Below are 13,020 nucleotides of genomic sequence, written 5' to 3'. Positions count from 1 at the left end.
TGTCGCGACCAAGGAGCCACCACCCGCATGCGGAAGATACTCGTCGTCGGAGCCGGTCAGTCCGGGCTCCAACTCGCCCTCGGACTCCAGTCGCACGGGTACGAGGTCACCCTGATGTCCAACCGGACGGCGGACGAGATCCGTTCCGGGCGGGTCATGTCGACGCAGTGCATGTTCACCACGGCACTGGGGCACGAGCGCGAACTCCAGCTCAACTTCTGGGAGTCCCAGGCCCCGAAGATCGAGGGACTCGGCGTCTCGGTCGCCGCGCCCGGCTCGCACGACCCGGGGCCGACGCAGCGCGTGATCGACTGGGTGGGCAGGCTCGACGGGTACGCGCAGTCGGTCGACCAGCGGGTCAAGATGGCCGGCTGGATGGAGACCTTCGCCCAGCGCGGCGGCCAACTGGTCATCCACGGCGCGGCGGTCGGCGACCTCGACTACTTCTCCCGCACCTACGACCTCGTCCTCGTCTCGGCGGGCAAGGGCGAACTGGTGTCGATGTTCGCCCGCGACCCGGAGCGCTCCCCGTACACCGAGCCGCAGCGCGCGCTCGCGGTCTCCTACGTCCACGGACTGGGCCCGCGCCCGGAGCACCCGGACTTCGAAGCGGTGCGCTGCAACCTGGTGCCGGGCGTGGGCGAGTTGTTCGTCATGCCGACGCTCACCACGTCCGGCCGCGCCGACATCCTCTTCTGGGAGGGCATACCCGGCGGCCCGCTGGACGTCTTCGTCGGCGTCAAGGACCCGGCCGAGCACCTCTCGCTGACCCTGGAACTCATGGAGAAGTTCACGCCCTGGGAGTACGACCGGGCGCGGAACGTCGAACTCACCGACGCCGGCGGCACGTTGGCCGGCCGCTACGCGCCGACCGTCCGCAACCCGATCGGCCGGCTTCCCGGCGGCGGACTGGTCCTGGGTGTCGCCGACGTCGTCGTCGCCAACGACCCCATCACCGGCCAGGGCTCCAACTCCGCGGCCAAGTGCGCCGCTTCGTACCTCGCGTCGATCCTCGAACACGGCGAGAAGGAGTTCGACGGCGACTGGATGCGCGCCACGTTCGAGCGCTACTGGGACACCGCGCAGCACGTCACCAAGTGGACCAACGCGATGCTCTCGCCGCCGCCGGAGCACATCCTCAACCTCATCGGCGCGGCAGGGCAGTTGCAGCCCGTGGCGGACCGGTTCGCCAACGGCTTCGACGATCCGGCCGACTTCGAGAACTTCTTCTACGAGCCCGACAAGACCGGTGCCTACCTGGCGTCGGTGGCCGGGGCCTGACCGCCGTCGCTCTCGCGGGCGGGGCGCGCATCCGGACGTACGGCTCCGAGGATCGGGTACGACGCCACGGGTGACACCTGGACCTTCTCGCCGGTGCGCGGTGCCTGCACCACCTGGCCCGCGCCCAGGTACAACGCCACGTGCGTCGCCTCGGGGAAGTAGACCACCAGGTCGCCGGGGCGCAGTTCGTCCAGCGGGACCCTCGGCAGCCGGGCCCACTGCTCCTCGCTGGTCCGCGGGATCGGGGTGCCCGCGTGGTCCCAGGCCTGCGAGGTCAGCCCGGAGCAGTCGTAGGTCGTGGGGCCCTCCGCGCCCCACTCGTACGGCTTGCCGATCTGCTGGACGGCGTAGCGCAGGGCCCGGTCGCCGGAGCGGGAGGGCTCGCGGTCGTCGGTGCCGAGCGCCCCTGAAGTGACCAGCTTCTGCTGGGCCTTGTCGACGTCGGACTTCTCGAAGGCGGCCAGGGCGGTGAGTTGGTCCGGGGTGAGCGAGGCGAGGAGCTTCTCCACGTCGGCCAGCCGCTGTCGTACCTCGTCCTGGTCCTTCTTCTGCCGTGCGGCCAGGGTGAGTCGGGTGTCCAGCGCCTTGCGGGCCGCGCGGGCCAGGCCGTCGCTCTTCTTCTCGCTGCCGACGAGCCGGCCCACCGTCTCGGCCCGCTCGCGCGCCAACTGGCCGATGACATGGCCCTCGTCGAGCGCGTGCTGCGGGTCGTGGGCGAGCAGCAGGCGTACGTACGGCGAGATGGCGGTGCTGTTCTGGTACTGCTGGCGGGCCAGTCGGCCGGCCGCGCCGCGGCTGTCGTGCAGGGTGAGGCGGGCGCGGGCCAGCGCGGAGTCGAGGCGGTCGACCTCCGCGCGCTGCTTCCGCAGCTTCTCCTCGGTGGCGTTGTAGGTCTCCGTGGCCCGTTCCGCGTCCCGGTACAGCGTCTGAAGATCCGTCAGCAGCTCGGCCACGGGCCGCTGTCCGGGTTCGCGCGGATCGGGTACGGCCGTGGCGGGCAGCGGTGCGAGGACGGTGCCGGCCGCCACCGCCGCCGTACAGACCAGACGCAGAAGCCTTCCTGACACGTCATCACCTCCGGTGCGCGGCGGCCCCTCCGCCCCGCATCGTGAGCATCAGACGGGGGCGCCGGGTCCGCGCGCCGGGTGTGCGCGGTTCGGCGCAACGAGGTCACCCGTGGGGGTCGTCCGGCTTGCCGCCCGGCGTGGCGTCCGGTGCGGAATCCGTTGTGGGCTCCGGCCTGGACCACGGCCAGCGCGGGCCGCCGCGCCGCGCGCCCTCGGGGTCGAACGCGTACTTCCAGCCCTTGGGCAGACCGAGCCGCTTGCTGTGGGCGCGGGGGACCCGGCGGTAGACCAGGACCGTGGGCGGGCCGCCGGCGTCGTCGGGGACGGGGATGCGGTAGGTCTTGGGCGGGTTCCCGGTGGGGCCGACCAGCACCGGCAGGGACCGCCCGTCCATCGGGCCGCCCTCGAAGGGGGTCTCTTCGCTCTTCACGCCACCAGTGTCAGCCATCCGCCGCGAGGGCCTGGACAAGCCCGGCGGTCTGCGGGTCCCGCCGGGCCGTCACGGTCAGCACCGCCGCGAACTGCTCGACCAGCCAGTCCCGCAGTTCGCCGACGGGCGGCTGCTTGTCCTCGTCGAGCCAGATGAGGGAGGCCGCCTCCACGGCCGTGATCCACATCCGTACGGTCATCCGCAGCCGTGGGCCCGGCTCCGCGACCCCGAGATGGCTGAGGATGTGCACGGCGGCGGCCCGCCGGACCCCGTCCACGATGGCCGTCGTACGGGACGTCTCCACGACGCTCCCACCCTGGAGCAGCGCGCTGAACCCGGCGTCGTGCTGGTCGACGAAGCCGAGGTAGCGGTCGAGGGCACGGGCGAGGCGGGGGAGCAGCGGGCCTTCGCGCGGCTCGTCGAAACACTGCTGGAGTTCCTCGGCGGCGGACCGCAGGGCGGCTTCGTAGAGCTGCTGCTTGCCGCCCGGGAAGTACCGGTAGACCAGGGGGCGGGAGACCCCGGCCGCCTCCGCCACGTCGTCGAGGGAGACCTCCTCGGGCGCGCGGTGCGCGAAGAGGGTGAGGGCGGCTTCGAGGAGCTGGCTGCGGCGTTCCTCGACGTTCAGGCGGCGGTAGGCGGGGGTGGCTGGGGGCATGGGTGCAGGTTAGTCGGGCGGGCGCGGGTTCGTTGTGGCCGGTCGCGCGGTGCCCCGCACCCCTCGACGACCGCTGGACTCAGGCCAGCAGCCCGGACGCCTTCCACAGCCGTCGCCCGACTCCCCGCAGCACCCCGATGTCGTCCAGGAAGTCCGTCAGCTTCTTCGACCCGCTCTGCATGACCTCCCGCCGGTGCCCGCTGGCCTGCACCTGGGCCACGGCCTCCCGCCGGTCGAGCCCCACATTCGTGTACACCTCGGGATTCACGAAGGCCACGGAGAAGACCCGCGCGAACTCTCCCGACGTGACCCGGGTGAACTCCTGCGACCAGCGCGGCGCGGTGACCATCTGCCGCCTCAACTCCTCGCGGGCGTACCGCACATGACGTGCCTCCTCCACCACGTGGATACGGGTCACGCCCCGCACCAGCGGCTGCACCCGCTCGTCCGGGAACGTCAACCGCTGCATCCAGTCGAGGACTTCCTCCCCGAGCAGCGTCGCGGTGAAGGAACCGGGCGTGGTGGAGATCGTCTTGAACAGCCGCCCCAGGTTCTGGTGGGCCCGGCTCACCGGGTACCAGGGCGTCTCGCCGCGGGAGATCAGCCGCGCGAACATCTTGGAGTGCCGGCACTCGTCCTCGATCTCGGTGAGCGCGTAGCGCACATGTGCGCTCGTCGCCGCCTTGTCGTAGACGTGCCGCACGAGCAGCTGCATCAGGATCAGTTCGAACCAGATGCCGAGCGAGGCGAGCGCCGCGGCCTCGTGCTGCGAGAGCAGGATCCGCTGCTCCTCGCCCATCCGCTTCCACAGCGGGGTGTCGTAGAGGGAGACCAGTTCCGGCGGCCAGAACCACTTGCCGTCCTCGAAGGGCGCGTCCCAGTCGAGTTCCTTGTCCGGGTCGAAGGAGTGCTTCGCGGAGGAGGCGAGCAGCCGCTCGGCCACCTGCTCGCGGTCCTTGAGCAGGCCGAGCGCGTCGCGCAGCCCGTCGACCGCGTCGGCTTCGGTCAGGGTCGTCATGGTTGTTCCACCTCGCGGATCAGTGCGTGTTACCTCGGGTCACATCCTCCGGACTCTTATGAGACTGCCTGTCAGCAAGCTCGTCAATCCCTCCCGCGGGACTTGTTGGTCCGGCGCTGCGCGAAAGCGCCGTCCGCCTGTACGGTGCAGGCGTGTCCACGCCCTCCCCGGTCCTGTCCCCCGCCCGCCGCAGCCTCGAAGGACTGGCCCTGGGCGACGCGTTCGGCGAACGCTGGTTCCCGCTCTTCCGCGAACCCCGCCGGGCCTACGACGAGGTCCGCGCCCGGCGCACCCCGCAGGAGCCGGAGTGGCACTGGACCGACGACACGGCGATGGCCCTCGGCATCCTCCGGGTGCTCGACGAACACGGCGAGATCCGGCAGGAGCCACTCGCCCGCGCCTTCGCGCTCGGCTACGACGCCGACCCGGCCCGGGGATACGGCCACGGAATGCACCAGTTGCTGCCCCTGCTGCTCCAGGAGCCGCACCGCTGGCGGGAGTTGGCGCGCGAACTGTTCGACGGCCAGGGCAGCCTGGGCAACGGCGCCGCGATGCGGGCCGCTCCGCTGGGCGCGTGGTTCCACGACGACCTCGACCGGGTCGTGACACAGGCGGCCCGGTCCGCCGAGGTCACCCACGCCCACCCGGAGGGCATCGCCGGCGCGGTCGCCGTGGCCGTCGCGGCGGCGCTCTCCGCCCGGCGGGAGCTGACCCTGGGCGCGGTGGTGGCCCGGACGCCCGACAGCGCCGTACGGGACGGGCTCGCGCGGGCCGTCGAGGTGCCCTTCGCCACCGAACCCTGGCGGGCCTCCGACGTGCTCGGCAACGGTCAGCGCATCCGCGCCGACGACACCGTCCCCTTCGCCGTCTGGTCCGCCGCCCGCCACCCGGACGACCTGACCGCCGCCCTGTGGTCCACCGCCGAGGGCTTCGGCGATGTCGACACCACCTGCGCCATCACCGGCGGCATCGTGGCCGCCCGGACGGGACTCGACGGCGTGCCGGACGACTGGCTGCGGCGCCGCGAGCCCCTGCCCGGGGCCGGGACCTAGACCGAACAGCCCAGCCCCTCCGGGATGTCGACCGGTCCCACCGGCCCGGCCCCCTGTGCCGGGAACGAGGTCCGCAACGTGAACGCGTACGGGGTCGGGCCGTGGGCCCGCAGATGCAGGAGACGGTCCTCGGCCTCCGCCACGGTCGGCCGGTGGCCCGCCGGGACCCACCACAGGGCCGTCATCGCCTCCCGGATCCGCTCGAACCACTCACGGCGCCGGGCCATCAACTCCCGGTGCTGCCCTTGGTACATGAACGCGGTCAGCGTGTTCGTGTCGCGCCACACCGACATGTTGACGATCAGCCAGTCGTCGCCGAGGACGGGGACGTCGGTCGCGTTGCCGGTCTCGAAGCCCTCGGCCGCGTCGGCGACGGCGTTCACAGGGTCGAGGGCGTCCACGAAGTCCTTCAACTCCGGTGAGTCGAGCGGGAATTGGAGGCGGGAGATGTTGACCTGGGCGAGTTCGTACGCGGGTACTGTCGACGTTTCGGTCATGACCGGACGGTAGGTCGGGCGGCCGGTCCGTGACACCCCCCGTCTCACAGGCCGAGCACCGCCTTCATCACCGCCTTCGCGATCGGTGCCGCGTCCCCGCCGCCGCTGATGTCCGAGCGGTCCGCCGACGCGTCCTCCACCACCACCGCGACCGCCACCTTCGGCTCCATGTCCCGCTCGCCCTGCGCCCAGGACACGAACCAGGCGTACGGCGTACCGGAGTTGCCGATGCCGTGCTGCGCGGTACCGGTCTTGCCGCCGACCGTGGCGCCGGGGATCGCCGCGTTCGTGCCGGTGCCCTCGGTGACCACGTCTTCCATCAACTCCCGCATCTGTACGGCCGTCGCGGGATGCATGGCCTGCCGGACGGGGCGGGAGGGTCCGGCCGCCGACACCGTCTCGCCGCCCCGCCGCGTCGTCCGCTCCACGAGGTACGGCTGCCGCACCTGCCCGCCGTTCGCGACCGCCGCCGCGACCATCGCCATCTGCAAGGGCGTGGCCCGCGTGTTGTACTGCCCGATCGACGACAGCGCCAACTGGGCCTTGTCCACCGAGGTGTCGAAGGTGCTGGGGGAGACGGCGAACGGGATCCGCACCCCGGTGTCGTTGAAGCCGAACGCCTCCGCGGTGCCGCTCATGTTCCGCACGCCGACATCCACGCCCAGCTTCGCGAACACCGTGTTGCACGACCACTCGAAGGCCGAGCGCAGCGGCGCGTCCGCGCAGCCGTCGCCCTCGTTGGTGAGGGTCGTCGAGGTGCCGGGCAGGGTGTACGGGTCGGGCGATCTCGTCGCCGCGTCCAGGTCCGTCACCACCCCCGCGTCCAGCGCCGCCGCCGCGGTGACCACCTTGAACGTCGAACCCGGCGGATAGGTCTGCCGTACCGCCCGGTTGAGCATCGGCTTGTCCGGGTCGGCGTTCAGCCGGGCCCAACCGCGGTTCGCGGTACGGCCGTTGCCCGACAGGACCCCGGGGTCGTAGGAAGGGGTGGAGACCAGGGCGAGGACGCGGCCGGTGGACGGTTCGATCGCGGCGACCGCGCCCGTGCGGGTGCCGAGTCCGTCGTAGGCGGCCTTCTGCGCGGCCGGGTCGAGGGTGGTGACGACGTTGCCGCCGGGGTTCTGGGCGCGGGTCAGGTCGTTCCACAGCGGGAACGGCGAGAGCGTCTCGTCGCTGCCGGAGAGGATGCCGTCCTCGGAGTGCTCAAGGAACGTCGTGCCGTACTCCTGCGAGGCGAACCCGGTGACCGGGGCGTACAACGGGCCGTCCTTGTACGTCCGTTCGTAGCGGAGCTGCTCGCCGGAGTCGCGGGAGCCGGTGACCGGCCTGCCGCCGACGAGGATGGCGCCGCGCGGCTGGTCGTAACGGGCGATGGTCTGGCGGCGGTTGGCGGGATTGTCGTCGTAGGTCCCGGACCGGAAGACCTGGACGCGGGTGGCGTTCACCAGCAGGGCCGGCAGGAGCAGGGTGCAGAAGGCCGCCGCGAGGCGGATGTGGCGGGTCATGGAGTCGGTCACGCTGCCACCTCGACGGCGTAGTCGCACGGGCGGCGGGCCGAGTCGCTGACCCGGATCAGCAGGGCCACGATCGCCCAGTTGGTGACGACCGAGGAGCCGCCCTGGGCGAGGAACGGCATCGCCATGCCGGTGAGCGGGATCAGCCCCGTCACCCCGCCCGCGATCACGAACACCTGGAGCGCGACGATCGAGGCGAGGCCGACCGCGAGCAGCCGGCCGAAGGGGTCGCGCAGGGCGAGGCCCGCCCGGTAGCCGCGCTCCACGAGCAGGCCGTAGAGGATGAAGATCGCGGAGAGGCCGGCCAGGCCCAGTTCCTCGCCCGCCGTGGCCAGGATGAAGTCCGACTTCGCGGCGAAGCCGATGAGGATCGAGTGGCCGCGGCCCAGGCCCGTGCCGAGGATGCCGCCGGCCGCGAACGCGAAGAGGGACTGGGCGAGTTGGTTGGGTCCCTGGCCCGCGTCGATCGACGCGAAGGGGTGCAGCCAGTCCAGCACCCGGCTGTGCACGTGCGGTTCGAGGCGGCCGACCGCGACCGCGCCGAGGGCGGCCAGCAGCAGACCGACCGCGATCCAGCCGGTGCGGCCGGTGGCGACGTAGAGGAGGGTCACGAACAGGCCGAAGAAGAGGAGCGAGGTGCCCAGGTCGCGTTCCAGGACCAGGACGCCCACGCTCAGCAGCCAGATCGTGACGATCGGGCCGAGCACCCGGCCGGTGGGGAACGTCAGGCGCCACACGCGGCGGCCGGCGTGGGTGAGCGCGGTGCGGTTGGCCGCGAGGTACGCGGCGAAGAAGATCGCCAGCAGCACCTTCGCGAACTCGCCCGGCTGGATGGAGAATCCGGCGATCCGGATCCAGATCCGGGCCCCGTTCACGGCCGGGAAGAGGACCGGGAGGGTGAGGAGCGCGAGCGCGGCGGCCACGGACACGTAGGCGTAGCGCCGGAGCACGCGGTGGTCCCGCAGGGCGACGACCACGACGATGAAGAGGGTCACGCCCAGGGTGGACCACACGAGCTGGGTGGGGGCCGCCCGGTCGCCCGGGGTCTCCAGGTCGAGCCGGTAGATCAGGACCAGACCGAGGCCGTTGAGGAGCACCCCGATCGGCAGCAGGAGCGGATCGGCGTCCGGGGCCCGCAGCCGCACCGCGAGGTGGGCGAGCAGGGCCAGGACGCCGAGCCCGGCGCCGTAGCCGGCGGCGCCGGGCGGGACCGTGCCGTTCTTGGCCAGACCGACAGCGCAGTAGCCGTACACGGACAGGAGTACGGCCACGACGATGAGGGCGAGTTCGATGCCACGGCGCCGGGGGAGGCGTACAGCGGGTGTGGGAAGGTCCGCTGTGACGGTGGTTCCGGCGTTGGTCATGTCCGGAACTTACCCAAATAGGGCGGCTTGTGTGCCTTGGGTGGCGAGTGTGTCTCGCCCGTCAGCACCAGCGGGGGGCGGGACCGATGTTGTCGATGTAGCGCGCCGAACCCCAGGCCCAGGTGCCGTCCGTGAGCAGGTACCAGAGGTGGTTGCCCTGGACGTTGGAGCCGTTGGTCTTGCAGAAGATCGACACCCGCTCGCCGCGGTAGGCGTACCGGATGATCCTGCTGCCGCGGTCCGGCCGGGAGCGCAGGGCCAGTTCGCTCGCCGTCACGACGCCCCGGTACAGGCGCGGGTTGTCGTTGTGGTCGCCGTGCTGGTTCTGGTTGTGGTCGCCGCGTCCGTCGGAGTCCTCGTCGCCGCGCTGGTTCCAGCCGTCGTCGTCCTGCGGGCGGCTGACGCCCGGGTCGTCGTCGCCCCACTCGTCGTCGGCCATGGCGGGTGTGACGGCGGCGGCGGTCACGAGCGCACCGGCGGCGACCGCTATGCCAAGACGGCGGAGGGAGAGGCTGAGGGACATGGGGGTACCTCCAGAAAGGGGGCGAAGCTGACTAATCGCCACATTAGGAGGGGTTCGGGTGGGGCGCTTCCCACGCTGCGCCATCAGGGCCGGGCCCCGGTCGCCGAGGCAGTGTCAGGCCGGCCAGCGCCCCGCCGCCCGCCGCGTTGGCGAACTCCAGCCGCGCCCCCAGCACCTCCGCCTGCCCCAGCGCGATGGTCAGCCCCAGCCCGTGCCCGGTGGCACCGCCCTCCGTCCGGAACCGCTGCGGCCCGTGCTCGACGAGATAGGCCGGGTACCCGTCCCCGTGGTCCCGCACGGTCACCACCGGCCCGTCCACCGTCACCACCACCGGCCCCCGCCCGTGCCGGTGCGCGTTGGCGACCAGATTCCCGAGCACCCGCTCCAGTCGCCGCCGGTCCGTCTCCACCCACTCGTCCCGGACGACCCTGACCTCGGTGTCCGTCCCCGACGCCCGCACCACGCGCTCGGCCACCGCCCCCAACTGCTCGGTGCCCAGCTCCAGTTTCTCCCGCCGGGTGTCGAGGCGGGAGATCTCCAGCAGGTCCTCGGTGAGGGTGCGCAGCGCCGCCACCCGGTCCCGGACCAGCTCGGTCGGCCGCCCCGGCGGCAGCAGTTCGGCCGCCGCGTGCAGCCCGGTCAGCGGAGTGCGCAGCTCGTGCGCCACGTCCGCCGTGAACCGCTGCTCGGTCAGCAGCCTGCCCTGGAGCGAGGAGGCCATCGTGTCGAGCGCGGCGGCCACCGCGGCCACCTCGTCCTGCGGCCGGGTCACGTCCTTCGTACGGGGATCGTCGACCCGCGCGTCCAGGTCGCCGGAGCTGATCCGCCGGGCCACCTGCGCGGTGCCGTGCAGCCGCCGGGTCACCCGGGTCACCGCGAACGCCCCGACCAGCAGGGTCGCCCCGATGGCCAGCGCCGAGGACCACACGATCGCCCGGTCGAGCCCGGCGATGGTGTCCGCCCCCTGCGAGTAGTCCACCGCCACGGCCAGCACCCGCCCGCCGTCGGCCGGTCCCGCCGCCCACATCGTGGGGCGCCCGTGGCGCTTGCCGACCATCGTGCCCCGGTCCCCGGCCGCCGCCAACCGCCGCAGCGGTGCGGGCAGTTCCGCAGGGCCGAGGCTAGCGCCGTGCAGGAGCGAGTCCCCCGCCTCGTACTGCGCCGTCGCCGTGTGCAGCCGCGCGAGCGCCAGCTGACGGGCCTGGCCCACGGTCCGGTCGGTCACCGACACATGCACGAGCACACCGAGCAGGGCGGCCAGCGCGCAGCACATCACGGTGATGAACACGGCGGCCTTGAAGGCGAGGGTCCCGGCCCACCGGGGCAGCGCGAGCCCCGTCACGAGGTCGCCGAGGGGCTGGGCGTGGCCGGCACGGGCGTGGGCGTCGCACGGCGGACCCCGTGCTTGCGGCTGCCCGTGCGCAGGAACTCGTCGTGGGTCAGCAGCATCGCCTTCTGGTCGGCGTCCCAGGTCCACTGCACGCGGTACTCGTACCCCGCCAGCTCGGACGGCGAGCGGATGATCACCGAACGCCCGGCCAGTTCGACCCCGCTCACCGCGTCGTCGTTGGCCATGACCTGCACCAGCCGGTGGTTCTCGACGGTGTAGACACGCACCGCGGTCATGCTGGTGGGCAGCAGCCGGAAGCCGAGCGTGAGGTCGTCGCGCCCGTCGCCGGTGAGATCGCGGTAGTACGGCTTGAGGACGGGGCATTTGCTCCGGTCCCCGCCCTTCGCACAGTCGCCGATCAGCTCGGCGGTTCCCCGGTACGGCGCCTTGGAGCCGTCGTAGTCGCCCGGGTTCGCGGCGATCTCGGCCCGTACGACGGCGATCGGATCGACCGCGCGGATGTCGTTCCCGGGGACGGTGACGCCCCGCACGGTCTGGGTGTCGGCCTCGTCGAAGTCGTAGACGGGGGAGGCGGCGGGGGACAGATCCGGCCAGAGCCGGGCGGGGCTGGTCGCCGTCGGGGTCGCGCCCGCGCCGCGCAGCGCGCCGGTGTCGCCGCAGGCCACCGCGGTCGCGAGCAGCAGGGCGACGACGGCGGTGGTGCGGAGGGGACGACAGAGCGGCACGCGTACACCCTATTCGTACGGAAGTCCTTTTTGTTCATGCCGGTCACCGGGACGGGCGAAACGATTACTCGGCCAGCTCCTCCAGCAGCCGGGCCGTGGACAGCCCCGCCCGCAGATACTCCACGAACAGTTCGTTGTGCAGCGCCCACGGCGAGCGGCGGGTGCGGATCAGCCGGATCGCCTCCTCGGCCGGGCAGCCGCGCCGGACCAGCGCGTGCGCGACGACCAGTCCCGACCTGTTGTAGCCGTGGTAGCAGCGGACGAGGACCTTCCGCCCGTCGTCCAGCGCGTCGCACGCGGCGCGGGCCAGCCGCATCACGCCCGCCAGCTGCGTCCCGTCCAGCGGCCCGTCCGGAATCGGCCACACATGGTGCTCGACGCCGGAGTCGGGCCCGTGCCCCGGCAGCCGCAGCAGCGTCTGGACGAGGTCGAACTCGTCCCGCACCACCGCGAACTCCCGTTGCCCGGAGCGCCCCCTGAACTCGTGCCCGCCCATCCACAGACCGGTGACGATCTCGCTCCACGGACTGTCCGGAGCGGGTACGTCGGGTTGCCTCCTGCGCGTCCGCAACGGCGCCTCCCCAAGCCCCAGCGACTGACCCAAAGGTAACCGGGTTCTTGCCCCTTGAGCACCCCGCCTGTTCCCATGGTCGAGGGGTGATGGCGCATGACTGGACTCCGCGTCGTACCGACCTGGCGCCATGGTCAGGAACGGCTGTACGTCTGTCACACGGACGGAAGGAACGTCGCCTGGTACGACCGGGAGGCGGCCCGGATCAACCTGCTGAGCGAGGACCGCAGGGAGGACGTGCTGCACGCCCTCGGTCCCTTCCTCACCGGCCCGGTCACCATCGGACCGCCGCCGGTGCCGACACCCGCGGAACTCGCGCGGCTCACCCTCCACCCCGACGACGACCTCGCCCCCAACCGCCCCGGCGAGGCGCTCCACCTCGCCCTCGACCGGGACCCCGGCCCGCAGCACCGGCTCCGCCCCGACCGGCGCCGCCGCGACCTGACCGCCGAACAGACCGTCGGCGAAGCCCTGGACGCGCTCGACGGCGCGGGCTGGCACACCCTCCACTCGATCCCGCTGCCCGGCGGCGACCGCCTCCACCACCTGGTGATCGGCCCCGGCGGCCTCTTCGCCGTCCACACGCTGTACGCCCGTAAGCAGCGGGTCAGGATCGCCGACCCCATGGTCGCCCTCGGCCGTCGCGACCCGCTCCCGCTCCTGCGCCGGGTCCGCGCCGACGCCGACCGCGCCGCCTACGCGCTCACCGCGGAGGTCCGCCCGGTCCTCGCCCTGGTCGGCCCCGCCACCCTCACGGTGACGACCCCGCTCCGCGAGGTCCGGGTGCTCCAGGACTCGGAACTGCCCGGACTGGCAAGGACGGGAGGGGTGTTGAAGCCGGCGGACGTGGAGGCGCTGCACGCGATGGCCCGGGACCGGCACACGTGGGGGAAGGTGTGACGGGGGCGAGAATCAAGGCGGGATGAGTCGAGGCGGCGTGAGTCAAGGCAGGGTGAGTCAAGGCAGGGT

At 72.4% G+C, this 13,020-nt stretch carries 14 protein-coding genes; 3 read left to right on the top strand and 11 right to left on the bottom strand.

Annotated features, from left to right (window positions below; translation table 11 throughout):
- Window positions 1-27: 27 nt before the first annotated feature.
- Window positions 28-1,281 carry a styrene monooxygenase/indole monooxygenase family protein gene (locus tag ACIQPR_RS00770; protein ID WP_403639865.1) on the top strand — a complete coding sequence of 418 codons (1,254 nt, stop codon included), beginning with the start codon at window positions 28-30 and terminating at the stop codon, window positions 1,279-1,281.
- On the opposite strand, the gene ACIQPR_RS00765 is transcribed toward ACIQPR_RS00770, so the two are convergent.
- The 4 genes from ACIQPR_RS00765 to ACIQPR_RS00750 form a co-directional block, all read right to left on the bottom strand.
- Window positions 1,254-2,348 carry a C40 family peptidase gene (locus ACIQPR_RS00765; RefSeq protein WP_403639862.1) on the bottom strand — a complete coding sequence of 365 codons (1,095 nt, stop codon included), beginning with the start codon at window positions 2,346-2,348 and terminating at the stop codon, window positions 1,254-1,256. The two genes, ACIQPR_RS00770 and ACIQPR_RS00765, sit on opposite strands and share 28 nt — an antisense overlap.
- A gap of 103 nt (window positions 2,349-2,451) precedes the next feature.
- Window positions 2,452-2,778, bottom strand: coding sequence for a hypothetical protein (locus tag ACIQPR_RS00760; RefSeq protein WP_403639859.1), 327 nt, complete (start codon window positions 2,776-2,778; stop codon window positions 2,452-2,454).
- A gap of 10 nt (window positions 2,779-2,788) precedes the next feature.
- Window positions 2,789-3,436: a TetR/AcrR family transcriptional regulator gene (locus ACIQPR_RS00755; protein WP_403639856.1), complete on the bottom strand. Its 648-nt coding sequence runs from the start codon at window positions 3,434-3,436 to the stop codon at window positions 2,789-2,791.
- Between the two features lie 79 nt (window positions 3,437-3,515).
- On the bottom strand, window positions 3,516-4,454 hold the full coding sequence (locus ACIQPR_RS00750; protein WP_403639853.1) for a diiron oxygenase: 939 nt from the start codon (window positions 4,452-4,454) through the stop codon (window positions 3,516-3,518).
- A 152-nt stretch (window positions 4,455-4,606) separates the two neighbouring features.
- Between ACIQPR_RS00750 and ACIQPR_RS00745 the strand changes: the two genes are divergently transcribed.
- Window positions 4,607-5,506: an ADP-ribosylglycohydrolase family protein gene (locus tag ACIQPR_RS00745; protein WP_403639850.1), complete on the top strand. Its 900-nt coding sequence runs from the start codon at window positions 4,607-4,609 to the stop codon at window positions 5,504-5,506.
- Here the strand turns inward: ACIQPR_RS00745 and ACIQPR_RS00740 are convergent.
- The 7 genes from ACIQPR_RS00740 to ACIQPR_RS00710 form a co-directional block, all read right to left on the bottom strand.
- Entirely contained in the window at window positions 5,503-6,003 is a 501-nt protein-coding gene (locus tag ACIQPR_RS00740) for a DUF3291 domain-containing protein (RefSeq protein ID WP_403639847.1), read from the bottom strand. The two genes, ACIQPR_RS00745 and ACIQPR_RS00740, sit on opposite strands and share 4 nt — an antisense overlap.
- Before the next feature lie 44 nt (window positions 6,004-6,047).
- Window positions 6,048-7,508 (bottom strand): penicillin-binding transpeptidase domain-containing protein, encoded by a 1,461-nt coding sequence (locus tag ACIQPR_RS00735; RefSeq protein ID WP_403642803.1) that lies wholly within the window; start codon window positions 7,506-7,508, stop codon window positions 6,048-6,050.
- Between the two features lie 8 nt (window positions 7,509-7,516).
- Complete coding sequence (locus ACIQPR_RS00730) at window positions 7,517-8,881, bottom strand: FtsW/RodA/SpoVE family cell cycle protein (protein WP_403639844.1); 1,365 nt, start codon at window positions 8,879-8,881, stop codon at window positions 7,517-7,519.
- A gap of 61 nt (window positions 8,882-8,942) precedes the next feature.
- Window positions 8,943-9,404, bottom strand: a complete 462-nt coding sequence (locus ACIQPR_RS00725; protein WP_403639841.1) for an SH3 domain-containing protein — start codon at window positions 9,402-9,404, stop codon at window positions 8,943-8,945.
- A 43-nt stretch (window positions 9,405-9,447) separates the two neighbouring features.
- Entirely contained in the window at window positions 9,448-10,746 is a 1,299-nt protein-coding gene (locus tag ACIQPR_RS00720) for an ATP-binding protein (RefSeq protein WP_403639838.1), read from the bottom strand.
- Window positions 10,743-11,480 carry a hypothetical protein gene (locus ACIQPR_RS00715; RefSeq protein ID WP_403639835.1) on the bottom strand — a complete coding sequence of 246 codons (738 nt, stop codon included), beginning with the start codon at window positions 11,478-11,480 and terminating at the stop codon, window positions 10,743-10,745. The genes ACIQPR_RS00720 and ACIQPR_RS00715 overlap by 4 nt, the downstream gene beginning before the upstream one ends.
- 64 nt (window positions 11,481-11,544) lie before the next feature.
- Complete coding sequence (locus ACIQPR_RS00710; RefSeq protein WP_403639832.1) at window positions 11,545-12,051, bottom strand: dual specificity protein phosphatase family protein; 507 nt, start codon at window positions 12,049-12,051, stop codon at window positions 11,545-11,547.
- 96 nt (window positions 12,052-12,147) lie between these two features.
- Between ACIQPR_RS00710 and ACIQPR_RS00705 the strand changes: the two genes are divergently transcribed.
- The gene (locus tag ACIQPR_RS00705) at window positions 12,148-12,951 is read left to right on the top strand and encodes a nuclease-related domain-containing protein (RefSeq protein WP_403639829.1); all 804 of its coding nucleotides are present in this window, start codon (window positions 12,148-12,150) and stop codon (window positions 12,949-12,951) included.
- Window positions 12,952-13,020: the final 69 nt, after the last annotated feature.

The organism is Streptomyces sp. NPDC091280, from assembly GCF_044768565.1.
Taxonomy (GTDB): domain Bacteria; phylum Actinomycetota; class Actinomycetes; order Streptomycetales; family Streptomycetaceae; genus Streptomyces.
This window is presented reverse-complemented; position numbering and strand designations above follow the sequence as displayed.